Genomic DNA, 26,772 nt, shown 5'->3' on the forward strand with positions numbered 1-26,772 from the left:
GGATCTCCGGATGGTTCGGCCTTTGCCCGGCTCGGCGAGGCCGTCGGGGGTCAGCGGCGGTGGCCTGCCTCCGCCAGCGCCTGGCAGGCGGCGCAGCGAATGGCCGTGGGCTGCGCCAGCAGGCGGTCGCGCGGGATGTCCTCGCCGCAATCGATGCAGAGGCCGTAGCGGCCTTCGGCGATGCGTTGCTGCGCCTGCTCGATCGCGCTCAATCGCAGGCGGTCGACCTCGATTTCCGCGAAGCGCACATCGTCCTGCCGCTCGGTCTCGGCCTCGTCGGCGTGGCTTCGTACGTCGTGCGCATCGTCGGTCGAGCCTGAATGGACGCCTGGAGCGCTTTCACGCAGCTCCTTCAGTACCTGGCTCTTCATGAGTTCGAGTTGCCGGGCCAGCATGTCGCGGTCGGTTGCGTTCAGATGTTTCATTGCGTTCTCGTTGAAATCGGCGTTCGAAGAAAAGGTGTTGCCGTGGTGGCCCGTTGTTCCGGCATACGCACCGCGACATACGCGAGCCGCCGGTCGCGCAGCACCAGCAGCGCGATCGGCCGGCCGGCCGGCATGCGCGACAGGATTTGCCTGAACTGATCGACGCGGTCGAGGCGCATGTCGTTGAGGGCCACGATGAAATCGCCGGCGCGAATGCCTTCGCTGCGTGCGAGCCCGGTGGCGTCGCGCACCAGCAGGCCGCTGTCGATGCGCAGCTGCGCCTTCTGCGCCGCGGACACCTCGCCCAGGCTCAGGCCCAGGCCATCGTTCCATTCAGGCGCGGCGGCAGGCAGCAGGGAGGTCCGGGTCGCCCGCTGCTCCGAGGGCGTGATCCAGACGGTGCGCTGCGCGCCGTGCCGCCAGACCTCCATGCGGCTGCGGTCGCCCGGGACACGGTCCTCGATCTGGCGCAGCAGCTCGGTCAGGCGCGAGACCGGAAGGCCGTCGAAGGCCGTCACGATGTCTCCCTGCACGAGGCCGGCAGCATGCGCCGGGCTGTCCGCATCGACGCGGACCACGAGCGCACCGGCAGCCGCCGGCAGCGCGAAGGACTGGGCCAGCTCGGGCGTCATCTCCTGGAACTCCGCGCCCAGGTGGGCGCGCCGGACGCTGCCGCGCGCGCGCAGCTGCGTCGTGATCCGCATGGCCAGGTTGATGGGCACCGCGAACGACAGGCCCATGTAGCCGCCGCTGCCGCTGTAGATCATCGAATTCATGCCGACGACCTCGCCGCGGCTGTCGAAGAGCGGACTGCCGGAACTGCCCGGGTTGATGGCGACGTCGGTCTGGATGAAGGGGACGTCGCCGGCGCCGCCCACGAGACGGTCGACCGCGCTGACCACCCCCGCCGTGACGCTGCCGTGGAATCCGAACGGCGCGCTGATGGCCGCCACCCAGTCGCCCGGTGCGAGCCGCGAGGAGTCTCCGATGACGGCGGCGGACAGGCCGGTGGCGTCGATCTTCAGCAGGCCGACGTCGGTGTGCCTGTCGGCGCCGACCACGCGTGCCATGAAGCGCCGGCCGTCGTCGAGACGGACCTGGGCCTCGTCGATGTTCGCGACCACGTGCGCACTGGTGAGGATCAATCCGTCGCTGCTGACGATCACGCCGGAGGCGAGGTCGCGGATCTGGCTGATGCGCACGCTGGCCGGCAGCGGCCAGGCGAGGCGGTCGGCAAAGTCGCGCTCGGGCGCGATCTCCAGCTCGATGTCTTCCAGATTCTCGTCGCGCCCGATGCGCAGCGTGCTGATGTCGACGACCGAGGCGCTGCGGCTTGCAACAAGAGAGGAAAAGGCCGGCGCCGAAGGCGCGCCGCCGGACCGGGCGGCGCCGGAGGACGCCGGCGCAGCGACCGGGGCGGGTGCGGTGGCGCATGCCGCGAGCACCGCGAGCAGGCAGCCGCACACCGGGGCGAGGATGAAGCGCTGGATCGATTGCACGGGAGACCCGGTCAAACCGCCTGGGGCGACAGGACGGCGGGCCGGACCGCCGACTGCGCGCCCTCGGCGCTGCGCACCGCCGTGCCGAACGCCTGCAGCCGGGTGGCGAAACTGCCGTTGTCGACTTCGTGCGTGGTGAACGTCGTGTCGAGCATGGGAGCGCGCCCGATCAGTCGGCTGATCTCCGCCACGGCATTGGGTGCGCCGCGTCCTCCCATGACCGATATCACGGCCACGTCGGGCAGGTGATTGCGCCGCGTGCCGACGAAGCTGCGCATGGGCCCGGCAAGGCGCTGTCCCCAGATCGGCGACACCAGCACCACGGCATCGAAGTCCTTCGTCTTCGGACCGTCGTAGCGGATCGCCGGGCGCCGGCGAAAGACCGAATCGAGCAGGCAGCGAAAGCTGCCGAAGGCGCCGGCGCGCGGCCGGGTTTCGGCGATCTCGGCCATGGGCCAGCCCTGCTGGCTGCACAGCAGCTGCGCCACCTTGCGGGAGGTTCCCGTGTAGGAGTAGACGACCACGAGGATCTTGTTCATGGCTCACCCTTGGTGTGTATTCATGGAGCAATCAATGTAGGCCGCGCGCAGCGCGGCTGCCTTGATCTGGAGCAAGGCGCATCTGCAGGCCGGCGGCGAACATCCGCTCATCTCCAAAGAGCCAACAAAGGAACATCATGAAAATTCTTCTTGCCGTGGATGGCAGCGAATACACGGCCCGCATGCTCGACTACCTGGCTGCGCACAAGGAGTGGTCGAACGCGGGCCATGCGTTCACGGTCTTCTATGCGGTGCTTCCGGTGCCCCATCGCGCAGCGGCCTTCGCGGGGCCGGACCTCGTGCACACCTACTACGACGACGAGGCACGCGTCGTCCTGGAGCCGGTGCGCGCCGCGCTCGCGCTGCATGGCATCGAGGCGGCGTTCGCCCACAAGGTCGGCCATCCCGCGGACGAGATCGCCAATTTTGCGGAGCGCGGAAAGTTCGACCTCGTGATCATGGGATCGCGCGGGCACGGTGCGCTGACGAACCTCGTGCTGGGTTCGGTGGCGATGAAGGTGCTGGCCCGCTGCACGGTGCCCGTGCTGCTGGTGCGCTGAACACCGGTCGTCAGGACCGGGCTCGTGGCACGGTGGATGCGATGGACCCCGAAGACGGGCTTGATCTGCGTCAATCCGACGAGCCGGCGCCGAACCGATGATCTCTTGTCAACTCTTCAAGGATTCGCCATGAACATTATTCGCACACTGGGTCCGGTCGCACTGGTATTCCTGGCGGGTTGCACCGCGCTGCCCTCGGCGGACGGCAAGAAGGACAAGGATCATTTGCTGCACCATCCGTCTGCAGCGTCCGCGCCCGCGGCGATGAAGTCGGACCAGCAGATGGCGCAGATGCGCGAGATGCACCGGAAGATGATGGCCGCCAAGACTCCCCAGGAACGCCAGGCGCTGATGGCCGAACACATGAAGGCCATGCAGGGCGGGATGTCGATGATGTGCCAGATGGGCGCTGCGCCGGCCCCGCAAGCCGGCGCCCCATCCGACGAAATGATGAAGCGCTGCATGGCCATGAGGGACATGACCATGCAGATGATGCAGGACCGCGAAGGCCTCCAACCGCCTGCGCGGTAGGCCGGCGCACTGACTTCGCCTGGCCGATCATGCACAACGACTTCACCTTTCCGCTGGCGCTCTGCAAGGCGCAGTGGAGCGTTGGCCTGCACACGCTCGCCATGCTCGAGACCTGCGGCGCACAGTGCCTGTCGCTTGGCGCGCACATGCTGGAGGACCGCAGCGCGCAACGCCGCACCGATTCGGATGCCGTCTCGCGCGCGGGCGACTGGCAGGCGCTGGCCATGGCGGCGGCCAATGCGTTCTGGCGCACGTCCGAAGCACCGGATCATCGCGGGGTTGCGATCACCCCGAAGCACCGCGCGGCGGACGCTGCGCCGTCGCGCAATGCCGTGGTGCAGGACGCGGTGCGCACGCTGAACGCAGCGCTGAATGCGCGCGCGGGCCGGCGTCCCCGCAAAGGCGGCGCCGGACTTTCCCGGGCCAAGGCATGACGCTCTCGACCATCGCGGTCCATCTCGACCATACGGAGCGCTGCGAGGCCCGTGCCCTGCTGGCTGCCCGGTTGGCGAAGCGCCATGGCAGCCACCTGCGGGGGATCGTGCCCACGAGCGTGCGGAAGGAAGCGGTCATGCCGCCACGGTATGCGGCAGAGGGGCTGGCGGTCATGGTCTCGCCATCGCTTCACCTGCGCAGGCGTGCCGAAACCGTCGCGCATATCTTCCTCGACCGGGTCCGCGGGCTGGGCCCGCCGTCCTTCGACGTGCGCCTGGTGGACGGCGAACCGGTGGACGCCATCGTTGCACAAGGCCGCGCCGGCGACTTGCTCATCGTCGGCCAGGCCGACGGCTCGGCGGCCGTGGAGGATGCGGCGCGCCGCCTGCCGGAAGAAGTGATGCTGCATGCCGGGGTATCCGTACTCATCCTGCCTCGCACGGGCCGCTTCGATGCGGTTGGAGACAAGGTGCTGGTCGCCTGGGACGGGGGCCGGGAGGCGGCATTTTCTGTGCGCGGTGCGCTGCCGCTGCTGCGTCGGGCTTCGCAGGTCACGCTCGTGTCGATGGAACACGCCCGGGATGCCGCGGCCGCACGGTGCGGCTGTGAAGCCGCGAGCTGGCTCCGGCGGCACGACATCGAAGCCGTTGTGGAACAACGCGCAGGCTGCGCGGATTTCGCTGCCACCTTGCTCGGATGCGCTTCGATGGCCGGAGCCGATCTGATCGTGATGGGTGGCTATGGCCACGCCAGGTCGCGCGAGCGCATTCTTGGCGGCGTCACGCGCGATGTGCTGGCTCGCGCCTGTGTGCCGGTGCTGATGGCGCACTGAAACCACGGGCTCCGGGCGAGGGCGCTCGCGGCGCCCGTTCAGGGCACCAGAACCGCGGCCCCCTCGATCCGGCCGGCGCGCAGGTCGGCCAGTGCCTCATTGGCCTGCCTCAGTGCGTAGGTCTTGACGTGCACCTGCAGCGGATGCGCCTGTGCGAAAGCCAGGAACTCGCGGGCGTCGGCGCGGGTCAGGTTTGCCACCGACGCCACGCTGCGCTCTTCCCAGAGCAACCGATAGGGGAAGGCCGGGATGTCGCTCATGTGGATGCCGCCGCATACCACCCGGCCACCCTTGCGTACGGCTCGCAACGCCGCCGGCACCAGCTCGCCGGCAGGCGCAAAGATGATGGCTGCGTCCAGCGGCTGGGGCGGGCACTCGTTCGAGCCACCTGCCCACCTGGCACCGAGGCTGCGCGCGAAAGCTTGCGCCTCGTGGTCGCCGGGCCGGGTGAATGCATAGACGTCGCGGCCCTGGATCACAGCCGCCTGCGCCACCAGGTGCGCCGCGGCGCCAAAGCCGAAGAGTCCCAGCCGGTGTGCGCCTTCACCGGCCGCCTTCAGGCTGCGCCAGCCGATCAGACCGGCGCAGAGCAGGGGGGCGATGCGTGCGGCATCCGCTTCGGGCAGGGTCAGCGGCAGGCAGAACGCGGCCTCGGCGATCACGTGGCTCGCGAAGCCGCCATCGCGGTGGTAGCCGGTGAAGCGCGGCGTGTCGCACAGGTTCTCGCGGCCCGCGAGGCAGAAGTCGCAGCCGCCGCAGCTGTGGCCCAGCCACGGTACGCCCACGCGATCGCCGATGCGGTAGCCCTCCACGCCAGGGCCGAGCGCCTCCACGACGCCGACGATCTCGTGCCCGGGCACGATCGGCAGCACGGGCAGCGGCAGGTCGCCGTCGGCGACGTGCAGGTCGGTGCGGCAGACCGCGCAGGCCAGCACGCGCAGGCGCAGTTCGCCCGCGCCGGGGACCGGGATGCAGCGCCGCTGCAATTCGAGCGGCAGCATCGCCGCGCTCAGTACCATGGCGCGCATGGATTCAGGCTCGTGAGTCATGTGGAAGCCCGCCTTTGCAGAAGGGATGAGCCGCATCCGCTGCGTGGCTCAGGCCATGTACTTGCCACCGTTGATCGACAACGTGGTGCCGGTGATGAACCCCGCGTCGTCGGAGGCAAGGAACACGACGCTGCGTGCGATCTCGGCCGGCGTGGCCAGGCGGCCGGCCGGGATGCTCGCCAGGATGCGCGCCATCACCTCGGAATCGACCGCCTCGACCATGGCGGTGTCGGTGTAGCCCGGGGCCACCACATTGGCCGTGATGTTGCGCGAGGCGCCTTCGAGCGCCAGCGACTTCGTGAAGCCGATCAGTCCGGCCTTGGTCGCTGCGTAGTTGGTCTGACCCAGCTGCCCGGACAGGCCATTGACCGACCCGATGTTCACGATGCGCCCGAAGCGCCGCTCGCGCATGCCGCCGATGATGGCGCGGCACATGTTGAAGCAGCCGCCGAGGTTGACGTCGAGCACCTCTTTCCATTGCTCGAAGCTCATCTTGTGCAGCATCGCATCGCGCGTGATGCCCGCATTGTTGACGAGCACCTCCACCGGGCCGAGCGCCGCCTCGACGCGCGCCACGCCCGCCGTGCAGGCGGGCGCATCGGCCACGTTCCAGGCAAAGGCGGCAATGCCGGTACGCGCGGTGAATGCCTCGGCAACCTGGGAGCGGCTGCCGTAGTTGACCGCCACGCGATAGCCGGCAGACTGCAGCGCCTCGGCCGTGGCCGCGCCGATGCCGGAGGTTCCGCCGGTGACCAGCGCGACGCGTGTCAATTGTCCACCGCGAGATCGTTCACGACCACCGAAACGCCCGGCGCCGCCCATGCCGCACCCTGCACCGCATTGCGCTCGGCCCAGGAATGGACCTTGCCGCGCAGCGTGACCTGCGAGCCGGTCACCGTGATCGCCAGGTGCTTGGCCTCGCGTTCGGCCTGGCGCGCGAGCGCATCGTGGATCTTCTTCTCGACGTCGGCGGGCTTGACCTTGGGCGTGACTGTGACCAGGTTGGACACGCCTCGCACGCCCATCAGGGTGCGCACGGCGCTTTCCGCGGCGCGGCGCTGGTAGTCCCACTCGACCTCGCCGTTGAGCGTGAGCCAGCCCTTTTCCACCATCGGGTGGATCTTGCCGTCCGGCACCAGCACATTCCATTCGAGTGCGCGCTCGGCGGCCTGTGCGACGTCGGCATCGGTGCGCTCGTGGTCGAACGGAAGCTTGACCGTGATCTCGACGGCCACGGCCTTCACGCCGTGCACGCGCTGCACCGCGCGTTCGACGGCGTACTTCTCGGCAAAGCTGGCCAGGTGGCCGGTCAGGGTGACCACGCCGTCCTTGACGATCACGCCGACATCGGAAGCCTTGAACGATGGATCCCAGGCCAGTTCCGCCTGGATGTCATCTCGCAATTGGGCATCGGTTTTCATGGGGAGTTTCCTTGCAGTGAATGGAGGTTGAACAGTCCCGCGAAGATCCGTCGGCGACCGTGCATCCACTGTAGGAACGCTGCGCGCCGCGGCATTGCGCTGGATCAATTCGCGCGCTGCTCCCGCGCGCGGCGCACGTCAGGCGACGCTGCCCGACAGCAGCGCCTGCAGCACGAAGCGCCTGTTGTCCGCCGGGGAGGTCCGCTCGTCGAGCAGGTCGGCGAGCCGGGCGGTGGAGTGGCTCGCGCAGGCAAGGCCGTCGTAGACGGGAATCTCCGCATGACGGGCGATCTGCCGCACGATTTCGGGCGCCATGCCCTGGCACTCGAGCGCGTCGTAGAAGCGGCCGAGCACGCGCGCGGTGTGCTCGACTTCGCCGGGGCTGCCGAGGCTCGACAGCGCGGGGCGGATGGTTGCCACATGCGCGCCCAGTTCTTCGGCCGCGCGCTGGAACAGCAGCCGGCTCTCGCTGCCGTCGCTGCCTTCGTCGCAGAGGATTCCGAGCTTCTTCCCCTTGAGCTGCGGCGAAAGGGCGCCCCTCAATGATGCCGCCTGCAGCAGGCGCGCGCGGCTCACCAGGGCCGTCTCGTCCTGGGGCGACAGCGCGTGGAAGGCCGAGAAATTGTGGTTCTCGAAGGGAAAGAGCATGAGCCCCCTGGAAATGTGAGCGCGCAAGGCTAGCCGCCGGAGGGCGTGCCGGCCTTGATGCAGATCAAGGCCGGTCGCGCCGGCATTGATACACGCCGGACACAAACCGTTCACCGAGCGTTACCCACCGATTCCGGCCGTTGTCACTGTGTTGCCGGCCGCTTCCTAGCATCCCTCCATCGACCCGCGACCCACCCACACCCAGGAGTTCCTCATGTTCAACCCATCCCAGACCCAAGCCGCCGCACCGGCGATGAACGGATTCCTCGCCGCTCACGCATTGCCGCAGGCAGGCGTGGCGGTCCACGAGCGGGCCAGCCAGAAGATGGTGGAGACGCAGAAGCTGCTGAAGGAGCGCCTGGCCCCGCAGCGCCGCGTGGTGCACGCCGGCGACGTGATCTACCAGGCCGGCGAGCGCTTCGGCAATCTCTACATCCTGAACTCGGGCTTCTTCAAGATCGTGAACCTGTCCGCGGACGGACGCGAGCAGGTGGTGGGACTGAAGTTCCGCGGCGACTGGCTCGGCTTCGACGGCATCGCCGCCAACCACTATTCCTGCGACGCCGTGGCCATGGACACCGGCGAGGTCTGGGTCGTCTCCTACGAGGCGCTGCTGGCCGCCTGCCTTGCGGAGCCTGGCTTGCTGCAGGTGTTCCACACCGCCATGAGCCGCGAGATCGCCCACGACCGGGATTCGCTGATGTCGGTGTGCACGCTGCCGGCCGATGCGCGGGTGGCGGACTTCCTGCGCTACTGGGCCGAGTCGCTGGCCGAGCGCGGCATGCGCACCGACCAGATCACGCTGCGCATGACGCGCGCCGAAATCGGCAACTACCTGGGCATGACGCTCGAGAGCGTGAGCCGGGCGCTGTCCCGGCTGGCGCGCGACAAGGTGATCGAGTTCGTCGAAAAGGGCCGCCGCGAGGTGCAGATCCCCGACGTGGGTGCCTTGTCGGCCTTCGTGCAGCGCTGCCTGGCGCCGGCGCCCGCCATGCTGCAGTGAGCCGCGCGAGGCCGCGGACCCGCCGGGGTCGACGGCGGCCCCGCGAAGCGGGAACAATGCACCATGACTCGATGCTTCGACGTCTGCAACGGTGATGCCGACGGCCTCTGCGCCGTCGTCCAGTGGCGTCTTGAGGACACCCGGCCGGCGGAACTCGTGACGGGACTGAAGCGCGAGCTCGCGTTGCTCGCCCGCGTCGTCGACGCCCAGGCGGGCGACCAGGTCAACGTGTTCGACCTGTCCATGCAGCGCAATCGCGCCGACCTGCTGCGGCTGCTCGACCAGGGCGTGCACGTGCGCTACTTCGATCATCACGCGAGCGGAGGACTTCCCTCCCATCCCTGCCTGGAATCCCATGTCGACGAGGCGAGCGATGTCTGCACCAGCCTGCTGGTCGACGCCCATCTGGGCGGTGCGCACCGCGCCTGGGCGCTCGTCGGCGCCTATGGCGACAACATGGCCGCCGCCGCCGACCGGCTGGACTTCGGCGACGGCTTCGAGCCGGGCGACCGCGCGGGACTGCGGCGCCTGGGTGAACTGATCAACTACAACGCCTATGGCGACGACGAACGTGACGTCTGCATCCCGCCCCGCCTGCTGTACCCGCTCATGGCGCGCTACGCAGACCCGCGCGACATGATGGCGCACGAATCCATCGTCGAGGACATCGATGCCATGCGGCGCAGCGATCTGCGCCAGGCGGCGAGGGCGACCGTGCTCTGGCAGGGCCCGGCGGGCAGCGTGCACATGCTGCCCGACGCGCCATGGAGCCGGCGCGTGCTCGGCTGCTTCGCCAACCACCTGGCCGGCGAGGCGCCGGACCTCGCGCACGCCGTGCTGAGACCAGGCGGCGAAGGCTACGTCGTCAGCGTGCGTGCGCCGCTGGCGCATCCCCACGGCGCCCATGCGCTGTGCAGCCGCTTCGGGGGGCCGGGCGCGCACGCGCCGCCGGCATCGACAGCCTCGGCGCCGGCGACCTGGCGCGTTTCACCGCCGCCTTCGCCGCCACCCGCTGGTCTCCAGGGTGAATCATGAAGTCGGATGCACGGCTGAAGAATGACGTCATCCGCGCGCTGGAATGGGAGCCTGCCGTCCACGCCGCGAATGTCGGGGTGGCGGTGAAGGACGGCGTGGTGACGCTGACGGGCCATCTCGACTGGGCGTATCAGCGCAACGCCGCCGTGCGTGCGGTGGAGCCGCTCGCCGGCGTCGTGGCGGTCCGCAGCAGCATCGCGCTGAGCGCGCACCTGATCCCCGCCGACATCGGAACGCCCATTCGCGAAGCGCTCGAGCGCCAGGCCCGGGATGAATCCGGGCGCATCGAGGTGCTCATCAGCGGCAGCAGCGCCATCCTGCGCGGCACGGTGCGTTCCCGGGCCGCCCGGGAGGCCGCCGAGGGGGCGGCGCGGTCGGCCCCCGGCATATCGAGCGTGGTGAACGAACTCGAGGTGGCGGGCTGACCGGCATCGGCGCGCTGCGGTTGTCGGGTTCCCTTGACCTGCGTCAATCCGGCGGATGCGGACCTGCCTAGCATGGGCGATGCGTGCCCGATGCACGCCAACATCACGAAAAAGGACGATGCCATGAACGCGACAATTCACGCCGCCACGCAAGCGCTCGAGCGGGCCCTGGACGAGACGATCGGCGAGGCGCGGTTCGCCGAGGCCGGCGACAAGCTGATCTCGAACTTCAAGCGCGCATGCTCGCAAGCCGATGCGCTGCAGGACGAAACCGTGCGCGCCGCGAGATCGGCGGTGCGCCGCACCGACCGGGCCATCCACCGCCATCCGTACAGCGCGATCGGCATCGTCGCGGTGGCCGCGATCATCGTCGGTGCCCTGGCGGCCAGGCGCTGACGCGCACCTCTCCGGATCGCCGGGCCGCTGCCGCCTACCGGGCGCCGCCCGGCAACTGGCGGCGCGCCCATTCCTTCGCCTTGGCAATGCCGATGCGGATCGCCTTGCCATCGTCGCTGCCCTCGGCGAGCAGCGCGTTGGCGATCTCCACGGCCTTTTGCCGCACGCGCGGAGGCAGCCGGCGCATGGCCGCGGGATAGCGCTCGTCGGTCCAGGGCATGCGCGACTCAGCCGCCCGCCGTGCCGGTGCGCGGCACCTCTTCGGCGGGAGTCAATCCATGGCGTATCGCGTCGTCCACCGTGTCCAGCCCGACGATGCGAAGCGTCGCGCGAACGCTCTCAGGCACATCGCGCAGATCCTTCAGGTTGCGCGACGGCAGCAGCACGGTGCGCACACCGGCGCGCTGCGCCGCGAGCACCTTCTCCTTGATGCCGCCGACCGGCAGCACCAGGCCGCGCAGGCTGATCTCGCCGGTCATGGCTACGTCGTGGCGCACCGGCCTGTCGGTGTACAGCGAGGCCAGCGCGATGAACAGCGCAACGCCGGCGCTCGGACCGTCCTTGGGAATCGCGCCGGCAGGGATGTGCAGATGGATGTCGACGTCGGCGAAGCCCGCGGGCGACACGCCCAGCGAGACCGCGCGCGCCTTCATCAGCGTCAGCGCGGCCTGCGCGCTCTCCTTCATCACGTCGCCCAGGTGGCCCGTGAGGTTCAGCTTGCCATGGCCCGGCACGCGCGTGGCCTCGATGAAGAGGATCTCGCCACCCGCGGGCGTCCAGGCCAGCCCCGTGGCCACGCCCGTCACATGGCCGTTGCCCGTCAGCGCGGCCTCGTGTTCGTAGGGCGCCGGGCCCAGGATGGCGTCCAGGTCGGAGGCCTCGATGCGGATATCGGCCGTCGAGCCCTCGGCGATCTTCACCGCCGCGTGGCGCATGACGCGCCCGAGCTCGCGCTCGAGCTGGCGCACCCCCGCCTCGCGGGTGTAGTCCGAAACGATGGAGCGCAGCGCGTCGGCCGAGATCTCGCATTGCCCTGCCTTCAGGCCGTTGGATTCGCGCTGGCGCTGGATCAGGTAGGTCTGCGCGATCTGTATCTTTTCTTCCTGCGTGTAGCCCGGCAGTTCGATCACCTCCATGCGGTCGCGCATCGGCGCCGGAACGTTGTCGATCACGTTCGCGGTGGCAATGAACACCACCCGGCTCAGGTCGAATTGCACGCCCAGGTAGTTGTCGCGGAAGCTGTTGTTCTGCTCGGGGTCGAGCACTTCGAGCAGCGCGGCCGATGGATCGCCGTGGGCGCTCGCGCCGATCTTGTCGATTTCGTCGAGCATCATCACGCAATCCCGGGCGCCGGCGCGCCGCAGTCCCTGCACGATGTTGCCGGGCATCGCGCCGATGTAGGTGCGCCGGTGTCCCCGGATCTCGGCCTCGTCGTGCACACCCCCGAGCGACACGCGCGCGAAGGGCCGCTGGATCGCGCGCGCGATGCTCTGGCCGAGAGAGGTCTTGCCGACGCCCGGCGGTCCCACGAAGCACAGGATGGGCGCGCGGCCGGTGGGGTTGAGCTTTCTCACCGCGAGAAACTCGACGATGCGCTGCTTCACGCGCTCGAGCCCGAAATGGTCGGCCTCGAGCGACCGGCGCGCCGCCGCGAGGTCGAGCGGCGCCTCGGGCTCGATGGTCCACGGAAGCTCCACCATCCAGTCGAGGTAGTTGCGCAGCATCGAGTATTCGCCCGACGCGTCGGGCATTCCGCGCAGGCGGCCGAGTTCCTTGCGGGTGTGCGCCTCGGTCTCCGCAGGCATGCCGGCCGCGGCAATCGCCGCTTCGATCCGCGTGAACTCCTCGTCGTCGGCGCCTGTTTCGCCCAGCGCGGCCTGGATCGTCTTCAGCTGCTGGCGCAGCAGGAACTTGCGCTGCTGGTCGTCGAGCTGCTCCTTGGTCCGCTCGCCTATTTCCCGCGACAGCCGAAGCACCTCCAGGCGGTGCGAGAGCAGCTTCAGGAGCTGGCCGATGCGTTCCGAGGGCGACAGCATGTCGAGCAAGGCCTGCTTCTCGTTCACGTCGGCGTCGATCACGCTGGCCGTGATGTCGGCCAGGGCGGACGGCTCCCGCGTGGTCTGCAGCGCATGCACCAGCTCCGCCGGCACGCTGGGCAGCAGCGACAGCAGTTCGGTCGCGCGCTCGCGAAGCTGCAGCGCCAGCGCCTCGGATTCCGCGGACACGTCGGCGGCCTCCTCGACGATCTCGATCGTCGCGGCGAGATAGGGCTGGCCTTCCACGGGCGCCACGATGCGGAACCGCTTCAGGCCCTGGCAGACGGCGTGGTACTGGCCTTCGCCGGAGTCCAGGTGCTGCACGATTCTCGCGAGGGTTCCCACGGTGCACAGGCTCGCGACCGACGGATCGTCTTCGCCCGGCTCCTTCTGCAGGACGATGCCGATCGGCACGTCCTGGGCAATCGCATGCTGGAGCGCGGCAACCGATTTCTCGCGTCCCACGCTCACTGCCGTCACGACATGCGGGAACAGCACGAGGTTGCGCATCGCGATCAGCGCCACCGTCTCGGGCAGCGCGGCGGCAGCGGCGGGGGGCGGGGCGGGGGCAGTGGCCATGGGGTTCTCCGAGAGGCGCGGGGGGGGGCGGATTTCAATTCAATAGAGATCGCCGCCGGCGCCGCGCTGCGCATCGGGCGCTTCCTTCTTCGCGGCGATGGCGATCATGCAGTCGGTGGTCAGGATCAGGCTGGCGATCGATGCGGCGTTCTGCAGGGCCAGGCGCGTCACCTTGGCGGGATCGATGACGCCCATCTCCAGCATGTCGCCGTACTCGCGGGTCGCCGCGTTGTAGCCGTAGCTCGACTGGGCCGCCTCGTCGACCCTGGCCAGCACGATGGAGGGCTCGTCGGCCGCGTTGCCGACGATGCGGCGCAGGGGCTCCTCCAGCGCGCGCTGGACGATCTTGATCCCCGACCCGTGGTCGATGGTGGGCGAGGCAAGCTGTCCGAGGCTCCTGCGTGCCCGCAGCAGCGCCACGCCGCCGCCCGGGACGATGCCTTCCTCCACGGCCGCCCGCGTGGCGTGCAGCGCGTCCTCGACCCGGAGCTTGCGCTCCTTCAACTCGGTCTCGGTCGCGGCGCCCACCTTGATCACCGCCACGCCGCCCGAGAGCTTCGCGATGCGCTGGTCCAGCTGCGTGCGCTCGTATTCGCTGGTCTGCGCCTCCCGCTCCTGGCGGATTGCGGCGATCCGGTCGCGGATGGCCTGCGGTTCGCCCGCGCCGCCGATCAGCGTGGTGCTGTCCTTGTCGATGACGACGCGGCGTGCACGGCCCAGGTGGTCGAGCGTGGCCTTCGCCAGACTCAGGCCCAGCTCGGTCGAGATCACCTGCCCGCCGGTCAGGATGCCCATGTCCTGCAGCAGCAGCTTGCGCCGGTCGCCGAAGCCCGGCGCCTTGACCGCGCAGGTCTTCACGACGCCGCGCATGCTGTTGATCACCAGCGTGGCCAGGGCATCCGCATCCACGTCCTCGGCGATCACGAGCAGCGGGTCGCCCGACTTCGCCGCGGCTTCCAACAGCGGGACGAGGTCGTTGATCGTCGACAGCCGCTGGTCGCACAGCACCACCAGGGCGTTCTCCAGCAGCACGGTCTGCTTCTCGGCGTTGTTGATGAAGTAGGGCGACAGGAAGCCGCGGTCGAACTGCATCCCCTCGACGATCTCCAGCTCGCTGACGAGCCCCGAGCCGTCCTCGATGGAGACCGCGCCCTCGCGGCCCGCCTTGTCCATCGCGCGGGCGATGAGGTCGCCGATCGAGCGGTCGTTGTTGGCCGAGATTGCGGCCACGTGCGCGATCTCCTGCGAACTCGTGCAGGGTTGCGAGAGCGCCTTCAGCTCGTCCACCACCGCCGCGACCGCGAGATCGATGCCGCGCTTGAGGTCCATGGGGTTCATGCCCGCAGCCAGGTATTTCAGCCCTTCCTGGATCATCGCGTGGGCCAGTACGGTGGCGGTGGTGGTGCCGTCGCCCGCCATCTCGCTGGTGCGGGCCGCCACTTCGCGCAGCAGCTGCGCGCCCATGTTCTCGAACCGGTCCTCCAGCTCGACCGCCCGGGCGACGACCACGCCGGAGTTGACGATCTGCGGCGGGCCGTACTCGCTGTCGATGATCACGGTGCGCCCGCGCGGGCCCAGCGTGACCTTCACCGCCTCGGCCAGGGCATCCACGCCGCGGCGGATCTTGTCGCGGGCCTCTTCACGAAAGAGCAATTGCTTGGCAGTCATCGAGCGCATCTCCAGTGGTGCGGCGCGCAGGCCGCGCGGGTTCGACGATCAGGCGGGCCTGCAGACGATCTCGGGCCACAGCGTGGCCGATGCAGGGCTGTAGTGCCACACGATCCTGCGCACCCTGAGCCGGCCCTTGGCCTCCTGCGGCACGTCCGCATCGTCGGGGATCACGAGGGTCTCTCCCACCTTGGGCAGCGGGCCCGGGTGCGGATGGTGGGTCGTGCCGACCTGCAGCTCGCACGATGCCTTGCCGGACAGGCGTACCGTGATCTTCATGGCCATGCCTTGACGGGGTGGCCGGCCTAGCCGACCACCGTGTTCCAGCCGGCCGTGCCGACCGAGGGAACCCGCAGCGGCAGCGGCGGCATCGGCGGCGTGTCGTCGACCTGCGAGGTTTCGCGCTGTAGACCGCTGCGGATCACCCTGGACAGGCCGGCGATTTCTTCCGCGCAGGCGTCCATCAGGTCGTCCAGCGCGACGATGCCGACGACGCGCTCTTCGGCATCGGTCACCAGCACGCGCCGCACGCCATGCGCTTCCATGACGGCCATGGCATCGGCGAGGTCCGCGCTCTCGGAAACGCTCACGATCGTTTCGCTCGCGAGTTCGCCGACCTTCATGCCCGCAGGGTCCAGGCCCTGGGCCAGGACTTCGATCACGAGGTCGCGATCCGTGACGATGCCGGTCACGCAGGCGCCCGCACCCACCGAGTGGGTGATGACCAGGGCGCCGACGTGCTGCTCGCGCATCATGGCGGCCGCCTGGAAAAGCGTGCTGCCGCCGTCCACGGCCACCAGGCGCCGCGTGCAGATGGATGAGATGTTCATGGGACCTACTTTCGGAAATGGATTCTTGGGAAGCGCGTTGCCCATTCTGGAGAGCGCGGCCCACGGCGCGTTGCGCTGGATCAAGGATGCGGCCGGTGCCGGGGCGAATGCCCTGCGGCGGCTTCCTTAAGCTGGCGTTAATCGGCGGCAGCGACCATGCACCCCATGCCCGGACCGCTGCCGGCGGCGGGTTTCCTGAGGAAAGTGCATGTTCATGTCCCTGTCGTCGCGCACCCGCATGGTCGAGCCGCCAGCCGGCGTTCCCGTCACGCCCCCGGCCGAATTCACGGTGCACGAGCACCACGATCCGCGCCGCGCCGCGGTCGAGGACTTCATCCGCGGCATCTACGCGCACCGCTACGGCGCGCAGGTGACGCACTTTGCGCCGCGGCTGGTGAGCCTGCGCAGGAACGGCGAACTCGTCGCCGCGGCCGGCTACCGCAACGCTGCGCACGGTGCGCTGTTTCTCGAGCACTACCTTTCGTCGCCCGTCGAGGTGCTGCTCGCCGGATGCGCGCCCGGGCGCCCGGCCCGCGAGAACATCGTCGAGGTCGGGCATCTCGCGGCAAGCCGCGCCGGCGAGGGACGGCAGCTGATCCAGTGGCTGGCGCCGCATCTGGCGGCCGAAGGCTTCGAGTGGATCGTCGGCACGGTGACCCAGGAGCTGCGCAAGATGCTCGTGCGCCTGGGCGTGGTTCCGCTGACGCTCGGTGCGGCCAACGCGTCCGCGCTGGGTGCCGAGGCCGTGCGCTGGGGAAGCTACTACGACCACCAGCCCGTGGTGCTGGCCTCCCACCTGAGGCTTGCGTTGCGCCGCCACATGGCGCGCCGGTCCACGGCTTCGGGAGCGCAGCAGTGAGCCCGCGCACCGAGGCGTCCGGCGTGGCGCTGGACGACGGCGAGCGCCGACTCGCGTTCGCCGAACTGGAAGACGAGGCGAACCGGCTCGCCGGACGGCTGCGGGCAGAAGGCAGCCGCGTCGTCGCCACCCTGATGGACAACTCGCCCGCCTGGGTGGTGGCCGACCTGGCTGCAGCGCGGGCGAAGGTGGTGCATGTGCCGCTGCCGGTGTTCTTCGCCCCCGGACAGATCGACCATGCGCTGCGCGCTGCTGGCGTGGACACCGTGCTGACCCTGCCGCCTCTCGCCGCGCGCTGGCCGGCAGGCACTGCCTCGGGCCTTGCGGTCGCAGGCCAGCCGCTGTCGATCGTGCGCCTTGCGGCGGCGGCCCCGCCGATGCCCGTGGGCACGGCCAAGATCACCTTCACTTCCGGCACCACCGGCGCGCCCAAGGGCGTGTGCCTCGATGCCGATGCCATGCGCCGGGTGGCCGAGGGCCTCGTCGAGGCGATGGCGCCACTCGACATCCGCCGCCACCTCTGCGCGCTGCCGTTCGCGGTGCTGCTGGAAAACATCGCGGGCGTGATGGCGCCGCTGCTGCGCGGCGCCACCTGCGTCACGCTGCCCCTGCAGCAGCTGGGCCTGAACGGCTCCTCGGGCTTCGACGCGGCCCGCTTCCATGCCTGCACGGTGGCGCAGCAGCCGCACAGCATCATCCTGCTGCCGCAGATGCTGCGCGCCTGGTCCGGCTACCTGCTGCAAAGCGGCCAGCGTGCGCCTGACTCGCTGAAGCTGGTGGCCGTGGGCGGGGCGGCGGTGGGCGCCAAGCTGCTCCACGACGCGCGCGCGCTCGGCATTCCGGCCTTCGAAGGCTATGGCCTGTCCGAAGGCGCTTCCGTGCAGACGCTCAACCTGCCCGGGCACGACCGCCCCGGCACGGCCGGCCGCGCGCTGCCGCATGCGCGGCTGCGCATCGCGGCGGACGGCGAAGTGGAGGTGGCCGGTAGCCTGTTCCTCGGCTACCTCGGCGACGCCGCCGCACCGCCGCAGTGGTGGCCCACGGGCGACCTGGGCCGGATCGACGCCGACGGCTACCTTCACATCAGCGGCCGCAAGAAGCATCTTCTGATCACCGCCTTCGGCCGCAACGTGTCGCCCGAATGGGTCGAGACGGCCCTGCGCGGCGAGCACGCCGTTGCCCAGGCCGTGGTGTTCGGCGACGCCCAGCCGGCGCTGAGCGCCGTGCTCTGGCCGGTGCGGGCCGACGCGCCCGATGCGCAGCTGCAGGCCGCCGTCGACGCCGCCAATGCCACGCTGCCCGACTATGCCCGGATCCGGCGCTGGGTCCGGGGCCGGGCGAACTTCGATGCCGCATCCGGCATGGCCACGGCCAACGGCCGTGCGCAACGCGCCGCCATCCTGCAACTGCACGCCGATGCCCTCGACATCGCCGCCGCACCCTGACCGAATCCACTGGAGTCCCCATGAGTTTCCATGACCGCCTGGTCGAACAGACCACCGACACCCGGGCGAGCCTGCTCGGCACGCCCATCATCCAGGGCTGCCTGCGCGGCGAGGTCTCGCTGCCGAGCTACCTGGCCTTTCTGCGCGAGGCCTACCACCACGTGCGCCACACCGTGCCCCTGCTGCAGGCCTGCAAGGCGGCCTTGCCGGAACGCAATGCGTGGCTGCGCGGACCCCTCGACGAATACGTGGAGGAAGAGCGCGGCCATGACGAATGGATCCTCGACGACATCCGCGCCGCTGGCGGCGATGCGCAGGCCGTGCGCAACGGACTGCCCGGCCATGCCACCGAGGTCATGGTGGCCTACGCCTACGACACCATCGCGCGGCGCAATCCGCTCGGCTTCTTCGGGATGGTGCACGTGCTCGAGGGCACCAGCGTGTCGCTGGCGCTGATGGCCGCCGACCAGATCCAGAAGCCCCTGGAGCTGCCCGATGCCGCGTTCACCTACCTGCGCTCGCACGGCATGCTGGACCGGGAGCACACCGCGCATTTTGAGCTGCTGATGAACCAGGTCGAGGACCCGCAGGACCAGGCGGACATCGTCCATGCCGCGCGCGCCTTCTACCGCCTGTACGGCGACGTGTTCCGCAGCCTGCCGCTGCCGCAGGCGAACGCCGCAGCCGGAGTGCGCGCATGAAGGCCGCCGAAGCCCGGGTGCTGCTGACCGGCGCGAGCGGCGGCATCGGCCAGGCCGCGGCCACGCGCCTGGTGAACGCCGGCGCGTCGGTGATGCTGGTCGGGCGATCTCCGGCGCGGCTGGCGGCGCAGGCGCGCGCCCTGGTGCGCGACTGCGGCGTGCCCCGGCCTCGGGTGGAGTGGTACGCCGCCGACCTGACGCGCGTCGCCAGCCTGGCGGGCATTGCCGAGGTGGCGTCCGGCTGGGGCAGCAACGTGCTGGTTCACAACGCGGGCGTATCGGGCTTCGGCCGGGTCGAATCGCTGGCCGCCAACGACATGGCGCAGGTGCTGCACCTCAACCTGCTGGTACCGATGCTGCTGACCCAGGCGTTGCTTCCCCATCTGCGCAGCCTGCCGCGGGCGCAGATCGTCTGCGTGGGCTCGGTGCTGGGGCGCCTCGGCCTGCCGGGCTTCAGCGTGTACTGCGCCAGCAAGTTCGGGCTTCGCGGATTCGCGGAGTCGCTGCGCCGCGAACTCGGCGATACGCAGGTGCGCGTGCAATACCTCGGCCCGCGCACCACGCGCACCGAGTTCAACAGCGCCGAGGTGGAAAACTACAACGAGGCCACGGGCACGGCGACGGACCGGCCCGACATCCCCGCGGCGGCGCTGCTGCGGCTCATCGAGAACGAGGACGCCGAGTGCTTCCTGGGCTTTCCCGAGAAGCTGGCCGTCCGGCTCAACGGGCTCGCGCCAGAGTTGCTGGACGGCGCGTTCGACAAGCACCGCCGCGCCCTGCCGCCGCTCGCGCCGCCGGCGCAGCCTTTCCTCGAATGCCCGGACACCCTGGGCGCGTCCGCCGAATCCGATTCCCACTCGCTGCTGCACAGCGTGCACTGACCCACAAAGGACCATCCATGACACCGACCGCTTCACGATTCTCTTCTTCGCCCATGCCGGCCACGGTGCAACGCCGGTGGCTGATCGGCATCGCCGCTGCCGCCGCGCTGGGAGCGGCGCTTCCGCGCGCGGCCTTCGCGGCCGGCGTCGACGATGCCGTGGTCGAACTGCAGCACGACTGGGAAGCGATCCGCTACCAGACGCCCGCGGCCGAACGCGAGAAGCGCTTCGAGGCCCTGGCCGCCAAGGCCCGCAAGGTGAGCGAAACCTACCCGGGCCGCGCGGAGCCCCTGGTCTGGGAGGGCATCATCGTCAGTTCGTGGGCGGGCGAGAAGGGCGGCCTCGGCGCGCTGGGGCTGGTGAAGCAGGCCAAGGCACTGTACGAAGCCGCGATCGCGATCGACGGCAATGCGCTCGACGGCTCGGCCTACAACAGTCTGGGCGTTCTCTACTACAAGGTTCCCGGGTGGCCGGTGGGTTTCGGCGACAAGGCCAAGGCAAAGGAACTGCTCCAGAAGGCACTGTCGCTCAACCCGAAGGGGATCGATCCGAACTTCTTCTACGGCGAGTACCTGGTCGAGGTTCGGCAGCCCGACCAGGCCGTTGCGTATCTCGAGCGGGCACTGCAGGCGCCGCCGCGGCCGGGCCGGCAGGTGGCCGACAGCGGGCGCCGCGACGAAGCGCGCCTGCTGCTGGAGAAGGCCAAGGCCAGGTAGGACGGCCCCTCAGCGGTTAGGAGGCCGTCGGACTTGAGCCTGAGCGAACCCGAATGATCGGTGCGCCGCTTTTTGGGGACGGCGCCGCTCGGATCGAGCGCTGTGAACGGGTGACCAGGCGCCGTGAGGGCGCATGGGGCCGCCCCGGGGACTCGGTATGGGCGTGATCGAGGCGCACTTTGCCCCTCACGCCGCACCCAGCACGTGCATGCGCTTGATGTTCCAGGCCATGCTCACCAAGCTCCATTCGCCCTGGGCCTTGGCCAGCCCGCGCATGCTCATCTGGCGCCAGCCCATCGCCCGCTTGACGATGCCGAACACCGGCTCCAACGTCTGCTTGCGCAGGCCGTACAGCGCCCGCCCGGCCTGCGTGCCCAGACGGTGCGCCATCTGCATCACCGGGTCCGTCGTCTGGGGGGTGCGGTGCACCGGGTGCGAAGCGCTGCGTGAGCGGCGTGTGATGCGACTCTCTCTTGAGCGCCAGCAGCGGCTGGACCCCAGCGTCGTTGCAGGCGATCACGTTGGCCTGACTGAAGAAGCCGTTGTCCGTGATCAGCGACCTCGCCTCGCCCAGCACCGCAGGCTGCGATTGGATCTGCTCCAGCGTGGGCACAACTTCTCGCTTGTCGTTGCACGCGCCTGCGTGACGTGCGCGGTGATCACCATCATCGTCTCGGTGGCTCGATCTGGGCCTTGGCCTGCGCAATCGCACTCAAGCGGTCTTCACGCCGGGCGATCTCCGCCGGCACGTCCATGCCATCGGGCACTGCGGCGCGGTCGCTGCTCTCGGCCAGCGCCAGCAGAGTTTGCACCTCCCGGCGCAACTGCGCCTGGATCTTGTTGGCATGCGCCCACGACAAGGCCTTGTGCTTGCTGGCGTTGGCGCCGATCTTGGTGCCGTCAAGCGCGATGTGGCCGAGCTTGAGCAGCTTCATCTCGCGCGCCAGTACCAGCACCTGCACGAACAGCGCCTGCACCTCCTTCAGGAAGCGGCGACGGAATGTCGCCAGCGTGTCATGGTCAGGATGGGTGTTGGCTGCCACGTAGCGAAATGCCACCGAGTCGTAGGTCGCGCACTCGATCTTGCGGCTGGAGCGCACGCCGTTGGCGTAGCCGTAGATCAGCAAACCCAGCAGCACCGCCGGGTGGTGCGCCGCAGAGCCTCGGCCCGCGCATTGCCGGGCCAGATCGCTCAGATCGAGCTGCTCGATGACTTCGACCACGAAGCGCGCCAGGTGATCACTGGGCAACCACTCATCCACCGACGGCGGCAATAGGTACGCAGTGTCTCGGTCAACGGGGATGAATCGGTTCATCGGCTCGGCTTCTTGTTTGGACTGCCGCGATTGTCTCGGATGGCGTCATCCTCCGGAGGACTGCAAAGCCCGACGGCCTCCTGGTCTTACTGTGTCATAAGCGTAGCCTTGCGTTTGCGCGCAGGCAGCACGGACATCGGGGCAGCGTCTTGAGCAAGGCTGCGGCGATAAGCAGCCGCAAAGTCGTGATGGACGATGGGACGTGGCGCTGCGTGCGCTGGGCTGCCGCGAGGCTTGTAATGCGTGGGTAGGGCAGATTCTTTGCTTCGTGCGGAGTTTTTTTTACCAGCTCCCTCGGGATGCCGCAGTTGCCGCGCCATCAAGAAACCGTAAGCGGCGATGCTCAGGCTGGCGTGGTGATGGAACCCCCGCCAGCCCCGGCCTTCGTAGTGGCCCAGCCCCAATTCCTGCTTGAGGTCCTGGTAGTCGCGCTCAATGCGCCAGCGCATCTTGGCCTCCAGCACCATGCGCTCAAGCGGCAGATCCTCAGCCAGCGTGGACAGCCAGTACTTCATCGGCTCCTTGTGGCCTTCGGGCCACTCGATGAGCAGCCACTCCTGGACGCGCTGCTGCGAGCGCTGATGATCGCGATGGGCTGCATGTACGCGAACGCGGGCGAAGCGAGATCGCAAGGCGAAGTTGGTGCCCTCGCGCCACTCGAGGGTCTGCCATTGAGAAGGATCCAGCTCGAAGGCCAACTCCTTGACCGATAGCGGGCGCTGGTGCCTGGCATTCCCCAAGCGCTGCCGGGTAGGCACGTTGCCACGTCCGCTGTACGGCTCGGGCGGCAGCGGCGCATGCCCGGGCGGCCACACCGTCACCTGGCCCGTCACGCCCACCACGTAGGGCAGGCCCAACTCGCTCAGGCGTTCCCGAAACGCCGTCTCCATGCCGTAGCCGGCATCGGCCAGCACGCAGTGCCTGGGGGCGCCTTGCGCCATCAGCCGCTCGATCTGCGCCAGCGCAATCGCCGGCTTGGTGGCGAACGCCAAGTCTTGCGGAACGCCCGCCTTCTCGCGCCGCTCCCTGTCGACGGCCCATTCCTGAGGCAGGTACAGCCGCCAGGCTACCGGCAGGCTGCCCGCCTGGCATGCCAGCGTCACGCTCACCGCCACCTGGCAGTTGTCCTGCTTGCCCAGCATGCCGCAGTACTGGCGCGCCACACCCACCGAATGCCGGCCTTGCTTGGGAAAGCCGGTGTCGTCGACGATCCACCAGCCGCCGTCGCTGAAGTCCATCGCCGGCACGACCCACTGCGCCACGCGCAGCAGCATTTGTTCGTCAGACCAGGCCGAATCGGCCACGAAGTGGTGCAGCGACTGGTGGCGCGAGCGCGTGGCCGCAGGTGCCAGGTGCGCCGCCATCGGCTCCACGCTCTTGCGCTTGAGCGGCGCCATCAGGCCGGTGCAATACCCGCGCAGCCCAGCCTGCCTGTCTGCATGGCCCAGACCCTCGCCCAAATGCGCCAGGTAGCGCTCAAACTCACGCAGTTCCTTCATCAAGGCTCACCTCTTGCTCGAAGAAGTTCGCATAATGCCTTGATTCTGTTCAAATTACTAACACAGTAAGACTAGGTGGCGTTCACAGCGGTCACCCTCATGCCCCGCCTCAAAGTCCCAGGTAGGCCCGCCGCAGCCCCTCGTCGGCCAGCAGCTCGCCGCCCAGGCCCGACATCACTATCTCGCCGTGTTCCAGCACGTAGCCGCGCTGCGCCAGGCTGAGCGAACGGTGCACGTCCTGTTCAACCAGCAGGATCGTAATGCCGCGGGCATTGATCTGCGGCAGCTTCCCGAAGATGTCCTTGACCATGATCGGCGCCAGTCCGATCGACGGCTCGTCGAGCAGCAGCAGCTTGGGCGAGGTCATCAGGGCCCTGCCAATTGCCAGCATCTGCTGCTCGCCGCCGCTGAACGAGCGCGCCAGTTGGCGCCGCCGCTCGCGCAAGCGTGGGAAGAGCGAGTAAATCCACTCGAGGTTGTCGCGGCTGCGGCGCGCATCGCGCAGCAGGTCGCCGCCGACGCGCAGGTTGTCCTCGACCTCCATGTGGCCGAAGAGCCGGCGGCCTTCCATGACCTGGGCCATGCCCAGGCGTGCGATCTGGTGCGATGCCCGGCCGCTGATGCGTTCGCCGCAGAAGCGCACCTCGCCGGCGAAGGCCGGCAGCGTGCCCATCACGGTCCGGATCAGCGTGGTCTTGCCGGCGCCGTTGGCGCCGACGATGCTGACGATCTCGCCTTCGGCGACGTTCATGTCGACGCCGCGCAGTACCTGGACATCGCCATAACCGGCGTCGAGTCCCTTGACTTCCAGCATCATGCGTGGGCCTCCCCGAGATACGCGTTCACCACTTCAGGGTCGTTCGCCACCGCGTTCGGCTCGCCCTCCGAAATCTTGCGGCCGTGATGCACGACCACGATGCGGTCCGACAGCTGCATGACCGCCTTCATGTTGTGCTCGATGATGAGCACGCTGATGTCGGTGCGGCGCAGGTCCAGCACCAGCGCCACCATCTCCGCGGTTTCCACCGTGGTGAGGCCGGCCATCACTTCGTCGAGCAGCAGCAGCCGCGGCTGGGTGGCAAGCGCCTTCGCGACCTCCAGGCGCTTGCGACCCGACAGCGTGAGCGTGCGGGCGACCTGGTGCTCGCGCCCGCCGAGGCCGACGCGGCGCAGCACCTTCATGGCGGCCTCTTCGGCATCCTCGCGCCGCGGATGGCGCAGGAAGGCGCCGATCATGGCGTTCTCCAGCACCGTCATCTCGCCGAAGGGCTTGACGATCTGGAAGGTGCGCACCAGCCCGGCGGCGCAGATCTGCGCGGCACCCAGGCCATCGACTCGGCGGCCGTCGAACCAGATCTCGCCGTCGGTGGGCGGCAGGAAGCCGGAGGCCATCGCGAACAGGGTGGTCTTGCCGGCGCCGTTCGGGCCGATCAGGCCGACGATCTCGCCCTCGCCGACCGAGAAGCTGACGTCGTCGGAGGCACGCAGGCCGCCGAAGCTCTTGCCGACGCCGCGGAATTCGAGCAGCTTCATGGTGCGCCCTCCGCCGCAGCGAGCTCTGTGGCCCGGGCCACGCGCCTGCGCTCGCGCCAGCGATCGAAGATCGCCATCAGGCCGCGCGGCTCCCAGCGGATCACGAGCATCAGCAGTAGGCCGTACAGCATCATGTCGACGCCCACCAGGCCGCCCGAGACGGTGCGCGAGAGCTCCTCACCCGGCAGCAGCAGCAGCGCGCCGATCACCGGCCCCCACAGCGTGCCGCGCCCGCCGATGATGCAGACCACCGCGATGACCACGCCGAGGTTGGAGCCAAACACCTTGTCGGGGCTGATGTATAGCACGAACTGGGCGTAGAAGGTGCCACCCAGCGCGGTGAGCCCGGCGCTCAGCATCGCGGCCAGCATCTTGTAGCGCAAGATGGGCACGCCGAGGGCTAGCGCCGCTTCCTGGTCGTTGCGCACCGCCGCAAGGTAGTAGCCGAAGCGGCTGCGCAGGATCTGGCGGTTGATGAGCCAGGCCGCGGCCGTGAAGGCCAGCGCGACCACGTAGTAGAACTCCTTGCGCGTGTGCTGGAAGTACAGCGGCGCGTCGCGCAGCAGGGTCACCTCCATGCCGCGCGGCCCGCCCAGCAGGCCGTCGGCGTTCTCGACCAGCGTCTTGAGCACCATCGCCGTGGCGATGGTCGCCAGCGCGAAGTAGGCGCCGCGCAGCTGCATGCACGACAGCCCCACCACCACCGCGGCGACGACCGCGACGGCGGCCCCGGCCCACATGCTCAGCCAGGGGCTGAGGCCGAGGTGCACGAACAGCCAGGTCGAGGTGTAGGCGCCAAGGCCGAAGTAGGCCGAGTGGCCGAGCGAGAGCTGGCCGGCGATGCCGCCCAGGATGTTCCACGACAGCGCCAGGTAGGCGTACAGCAGCGTGACGACGGCGATCGACAGCAGGTACTGACTATCGCTCAGGAGCGGCGCAACGGCCACGGCGGCGATCAGCGCCATCCTGGCGCCGGCAGGCAGGGTGCGGGTTGCCATCATTCGTTCTCCACGCCGAACAGTCCGCTCGGTCGGAAGTACATCACCGCGAGGAACAACAGGAAGATCAGGGCTTCGGCGTAGGTCACCGGGATCAGCTGGCTGCCGACCGACTCGAGTACGCCGACGATGATGCCGCCCCAGAAGGCGCCGGCCACCGAGCCGATGCCGCCGAGCACCACGATGACGAAGGCTCGCATGCCGAAGGTGTCGCCGACGAAGGGGTTAGCCGGATAGAGCGGCAGCAGCAGCGCGCCGGCCACGCCCAGGATGCCCAGGCCGATGGCGAAGGACAGTTGGTAGACGCGCGCGCTGTCGATGCCCAGCACGCCGGCCGCCTCGCGGTCCTGCCCCGTGGCGCGGATGGCGCGGCCGGTGCGCGTGTAGCGCAGGAAGGCGACCAGCCCGGCCGTGATCAGCGCGGCGAACAGCAGGCCGGCCAGTTGCGGGTAGGTGAAGATCAGGTCGCCCATGACCAGCACCTCGTTGGCCCAGGGGCTGTCGACCGAGCGGCTGTCCGGGCCGACCAGCGCGAGGAAACCGTAGTCCATGAAGATCCACAGGCCGGTGGTGAAGATCAGCACGCCGATGGGCTCGCGCGAGATCTCCTTGCGGTAGATCGCGTCGATCAGCCAGCGCTGGCAGGCGTAGCCGACCACGAACAGCACCGCCGCCGTCAGCGGCGCCGTCAGCAGCGGGTGCAGGCCGGCCTGTGTCGCCAGTGCGTACGACACGTACATCGCCATCATCAGGAAGGAGCCGTGCGCGAAGTTGATGATCTTCATCACGCCGAACTGCAGGCTCAGGCCCAGCGCGATGAGGCCGTAGATGGCCCCGCTGGCGATACCGCTCAGCAGGGCCTGTAGATAGGTGCTCGACAAGAAAATGCTCCTTGCGGGAGAAATGAAAGCCG

General features: G+C 69.1%; 30 protein-coding genes and 1 pseudogene. 13 read left to right on the forward strand and 18 right to left on the reverse strand.

Translation table 11 applies throughout. From position 1 onward, the window contains the following. Positions 1–50 precede the first annotated feature (50 nt). From VAPA_RS28745 to VAPA_RS28755, 3 genes are read right to left on the reverse strand one after another with little or no spacing between them, the layout of a single operon-like run. Positions 51–425 carry a TraR/DksA family transcriptional regulator gene (locus tag VAPA_RS28745; protein ID WP_021003726.1) on the reverse strand — a complete coding sequence of 125 codons (375 nt, stop codon included), beginning with the start codon at positions 423–425 and terminating at the stop codon, positions 51–53. Further along, positions 422–1,924: a trypsin-like peptidase domain-containing protein gene (locus VAPA_RS28750; protein ID WP_230559089.1), complete on the reverse strand. Its 1,503-nt coding sequence runs from the start codon at positions 1,922–1,924 to the stop codon at positions 422–424. The genes VAPA_RS28745 and VAPA_RS28750 overlap by 4 nt, the downstream gene beginning before the upstream one ends. 11 nt (positions 1,925–1,935) lie before the next feature. Further along, complete coding sequence (locus VAPA_RS28755; RefSeq protein ID WP_021003728.1) at positions 1,936–2,463, reverse strand: flavodoxin family protein; 528 nt, start codon at positions 2,461–2,463, stop codon at positions 1,936–1,938. Between the two features lie 137 nt (positions 2,464–2,600). On the opposite strand from VAPA_RS28755, the gene VAPA_RS28760 reads away from it, so the two are divergent. From VAPA_RS28760 to VAPA_RS28775, 4 genes are all read left to right on the forward strand, one after another. Then, complete coding sequence (locus VAPA_RS28760) at positions 2,601–3,023, forward strand: universal stress protein (protein WP_021003729.1); 423 nt, start codon at positions 2,601–2,603, stop codon at positions 3,021–3,023. 129 nt (positions 3,024–3,152) lie between these two features. Then, positions 3,153–3,554, forward strand: coding sequence for a hypothetical protein (locus VAPA_RS28765; RefSeq protein WP_021003730.1), 402 nt, complete (start codon positions 3,153–3,155; stop codon positions 3,552–3,554). Positions 3,555–3,583: 29 nt separating this feature from the next. Continuing rightward, positions 3,584–3,988: a hypothetical protein gene (locus VAPA_RS28770; protein WP_021003731.1), complete on the forward strand. Its 405-nt coding sequence runs from the start codon at positions 3,584–3,586 to the stop codon at positions 3,986–3,988. Then, a complete protein-coding gene (locus tag VAPA_RS28775; RefSeq protein WP_021003732.1) occupies positions 3,985–4,821 on the forward strand; it encodes a universal stress protein in 837 nt (278 codons plus the stop codon). The genes VAPA_RS28770 and VAPA_RS28775 overlap by 4 nt, the downstream gene beginning before the upstream one ends. Before the next feature lie 38 nt (positions 4,822–4,859). On the opposite strand, the gene VAPA_RS28780 is transcribed toward VAPA_RS28775, so the two are convergent. The 4 genes from VAPA_RS28780 to VAPA_RS28795 form a co-directional block, all read right to left on the reverse strand. Then, positions 4,860–5,849 carry a zinc-dependent alcohol dehydrogenase family protein gene (locus tag VAPA_RS28780; protein ID WP_021003733.1) on the reverse strand — a complete coding sequence of 330 codons (990 nt, stop codon included), beginning with the start codon at positions 5,847–5,849 and terminating at the stop codon, positions 4,860–4,862. A 69-nt stretch (positions 5,850–5,918) separates the two neighbouring features. Further along, positions 5,919–6,692: a beta-ketoacyl-ACP reductase gene (locus VAPA_RS28785; RefSeq protein ID WP_230682991.1), complete on the reverse strand. Its 774-nt coding sequence runs from the start codon at positions 6,690–6,692 to the stop codon at positions 5,919–5,921. Then, positions 6,638–7,291 carry a BON domain-containing protein gene (locus tag VAPA_RS28790; RefSeq protein ID WP_021003735.1) on the reverse strand — a complete coding sequence of 218 codons (654 nt, stop codon included), beginning with the start codon at positions 7,289–7,291 and terminating at the stop codon, positions 6,638–6,640. Before VAPA_RS28790 ends, VAPA_RS28785 begins: the two co-directional genes overlap by 55 nt. Before the next feature lie 138 nt (positions 7,292–7,429). Beyond that, the gene (locus VAPA_RS28795; protein ID WP_021003736.1) at positions 7,430–7,939 is read right to left on the reverse strand and encodes a Rossmann-fold NAD(P)-binding domain-containing protein; all 510 of its coding nucleotides are present in this window, start codon (positions 7,937–7,939) and stop codon (positions 7,430–7,432) included. Positions 7,940–8,153: 214 nt separating this feature from the next. Here VAPA_RS28795 and VAPA_RS28800 point away from each other — a divergent pair, with 214 nt between their 5' ends. From VAPA_RS28800 to VAPA_RS28815, 4 genes are all read left to right on the forward strand, one after another. Continuing rightward, positions 8,154–8,942 (forward strand): Crp/Fnr family transcriptional regulator, encoded by a 789-nt coding sequence (locus VAPA_RS28800; RefSeq protein WP_021003737.1) that lies wholly within the window; start codon positions 8,154–8,156, stop codon positions 8,940–8,942. Positions 8,943–9,005: 63 nt separating this feature from the next. Further along, positions 9,006–9,977, forward strand: a complete 972-nt coding sequence (locus VAPA_RS28805; protein ID WP_021003738.1) for a hypothetical protein — start codon at positions 9,006–9,008, stop codon at positions 9,975–9,977. Beyond that, the gene (locus VAPA_RS28810) at positions 9,974–10,402 is read left to right on the forward strand and encodes a BON domain-containing protein (protein ID WP_021003739.1); all 429 of its coding nucleotides are present in this window, start codon (positions 9,974–9,976) and stop codon (positions 10,400–10,402) included. Before VAPA_RS28805 ends, VAPA_RS28810 begins: the two co-directional genes overlap by 4 nt. Before the next feature lie 123 nt (positions 10,403–10,525). After that, positions 10,526–10,798, forward strand: a complete 273-nt coding sequence (locus VAPA_RS28815) for an ElaB/YgaM/YqjD family protein (RefSeq protein WP_196232598.1) — start codon at positions 10,526–10,528, stop codon at positions 10,796–10,798. 34 nt (positions 10,799–10,832) lie between these two features. Here the strand turns inward: VAPA_RS28815 and VAPA_RS28820 are convergent, their stop codons facing one another. The 5 genes from VAPA_RS28820 to VAPA_RS28840 are packed head-to-tail and all read right to left on the reverse strand — an operon-like array spanning position 10,833 to position 15,911. Further along, on the reverse strand, positions 10,833–11,018 hold the full coding sequence (locus VAPA_RS28820; protein WP_021003741.1) for a DUF2188 domain-containing protein: 186 nt from the start codon (positions 11,016–11,018) through the stop codon (positions 10,833–10,835). A 7-nt stretch (positions 11,019–11,025) separates the two neighbouring features. Further along, entirely contained in the window at positions 11,026–13,413 is a 2,388-nt protein-coding gene (lon, locus tag VAPA_RS28825) for an endopeptidase La (protein WP_021003742.1), read from the reverse strand. Between the two features lie 39 nt (positions 13,414–13,452). Beyond that, positions 13,453–15,081 (reverse strand): chaperonin GroEL, encoded by a 1,629-nt coding sequence (groL, locus tag VAPA_RS28830; protein ID WP_021003743.1) that lies wholly within the window; start codon positions 15,079–15,081, stop codon positions 13,453–13,455. A 48-nt stretch (positions 15,082–15,129) separates the two neighbouring features. Further along, positions 15,130–15,360, reverse strand: a complete 231-nt coding sequence (locus VAPA_RS28835; protein ID WP_041946663.1) for a hypothetical protein — start codon at positions 15,358–15,360, stop codon at positions 15,130–15,132. 26 nt (positions 15,361–15,386) lie between these two features. Beyond that, positions 15,387–15,911 (reverse strand): CBS domain-containing protein, encoded by a 525-nt coding sequence (locus tag VAPA_RS28840; RefSeq protein WP_021003745.1) that lies wholly within the window; start codon positions 15,909–15,911, stop codon positions 15,387–15,389. A 208-nt stretch (positions 15,912–16,119) separates the two neighbouring features. Between VAPA_RS28840 and VAPA_RS28845 the strand changes: the two genes are divergently transcribed. From VAPA_RS28845 to VAPA_RS28865, 5 genes are read left to right on the forward strand one after another with little or no spacing between them, the layout of a single operon-like run. Continuing rightward, positions 16,120–16,770, forward strand: a complete 651-nt coding sequence (locus VAPA_RS28845; RefSeq protein ID WP_021003746.1) for a thermostable hemolysin — start codon at positions 16,120–16,122, stop codon at positions 16,768–16,770. Continuing rightward, positions 16,767–18,215, forward strand: a complete 1,449-nt coding sequence (locus VAPA_RS28850; RefSeq protein ID WP_021003747.1) for an AMP-binding protein — start codon at positions 16,767–16,769, stop codon at positions 18,213–18,215. The genes VAPA_RS28845 and VAPA_RS28850 overlap by 4 nt, the downstream gene beginning before the upstream one ends. Before the next feature lie 20 nt (positions 18,216–18,235). Next, positions 18,236–18,916 carry a TenA family transcriptional regulator gene (locus tag VAPA_RS28855; RefSeq protein ID WP_021003748.1) on the forward strand — a complete coding sequence of 227 codons (681 nt, stop codon included), beginning with the start codon at positions 18,236–18,238 and terminating at the stop codon, positions 18,914–18,916. Next, positions 18,913–19,797: an SDR family oxidoreductase gene (locus VAPA_RS28860; protein ID WP_021003749.1), complete on the forward strand. Its 885-nt coding sequence runs from the start codon at positions 18,913–18,915 to the stop codon at positions 19,795–19,797. Before VAPA_RS28855 ends, VAPA_RS28860 begins: the two co-directional genes overlap by 4 nt. Before the next feature lie 53 nt (positions 19,798–19,850). Then, on the forward strand, positions 19,851–20,513 hold the full coding sequence (locus VAPA_RS28865; RefSeq protein ID WP_041946664.1) for a tetratricopeptide repeat protein: 663 nt from the start codon (positions 19,851–19,853) through the stop codon (positions 20,511–20,513). 186 nt (positions 20,514–20,699) lie between these two features. Here VAPA_RS28865 and VAPA_RS28870 read toward each other — a convergent pair. From VAPA_RS28870 to VAPA_RS28895, 6 genes and pseudogenes are all read right to left on the reverse strand, one after another. Next, a pseudogene (locus tag VAPA_RS28870) lies at positions 20,700–21,829 on the reverse strand (transposase). An 86-nt stretch (positions 21,830–21,915) separates the two neighbouring features. Beyond that, the gene (locus VAPA_RS28875) at positions 21,916–23,328 is read right to left on the reverse strand and encodes an IS701 family transposase (protein ID WP_021003751.1); all 1,413 of its coding nucleotides are present in this window, start codon (positions 23,326–23,328) and stop codon (positions 21,916–21,918) included. Between the two features lie 109 nt (positions 23,329–23,437). Next, positions 23,438–24,145 carry an ABC transporter ATP-binding protein gene (locus VAPA_RS28880; protein WP_230559090.1) on the reverse strand — a complete coding sequence of 236 codons (708 nt, stop codon included), beginning with the start codon at positions 24,143–24,145 and terminating at the stop codon, positions 23,438–23,440. Next, positions 24,142–24,861, reverse strand: a complete 720-nt coding sequence (locus tag VAPA_RS28885; RefSeq protein ID WP_021003753.1) for an ABC transporter ATP-binding protein — start codon at positions 24,859–24,861, stop codon at positions 24,142–24,144. Before VAPA_RS28885 ends, VAPA_RS28880 begins: the two co-directional genes overlap by 4 nt. Further along, complete coding sequence (locus VAPA_RS28890) at positions 24,858–25,859, reverse strand: branched-chain amino acid ABC transporter permease (RefSeq protein ID WP_051255418.1); 1,002 nt, start codon at positions 25,857–25,859, stop codon at positions 24,858–24,860. The genes VAPA_RS28885 and VAPA_RS28890 overlap by 4 nt, the downstream gene beginning before the upstream one ends. Beyond that, positions 25,859–26,740, reverse strand: coding sequence for a branched-chain amino acid ABC transporter permease (locus VAPA_RS28895; protein WP_021003755.1), 882 nt, complete (start codon positions 26,738–26,740; stop codon positions 25,859–25,861). The genes VAPA_RS28890 and VAPA_RS28895 overlap by 1 nt, the downstream gene beginning before the upstream one ends. Positions 26,741–26,772 lie beyond the last annotated feature (32 nt).

The organism is Variovorax paradoxus B4 (assembly GCF_000463015.1).
GTDB classification, from domain to species: domain Bacteria; phylum Pseudomonadota; class Gammaproteobacteria; order Burkholderiales; family Burkholderiaceae_C; genus Variovorax; species Variovorax paradoxus_E.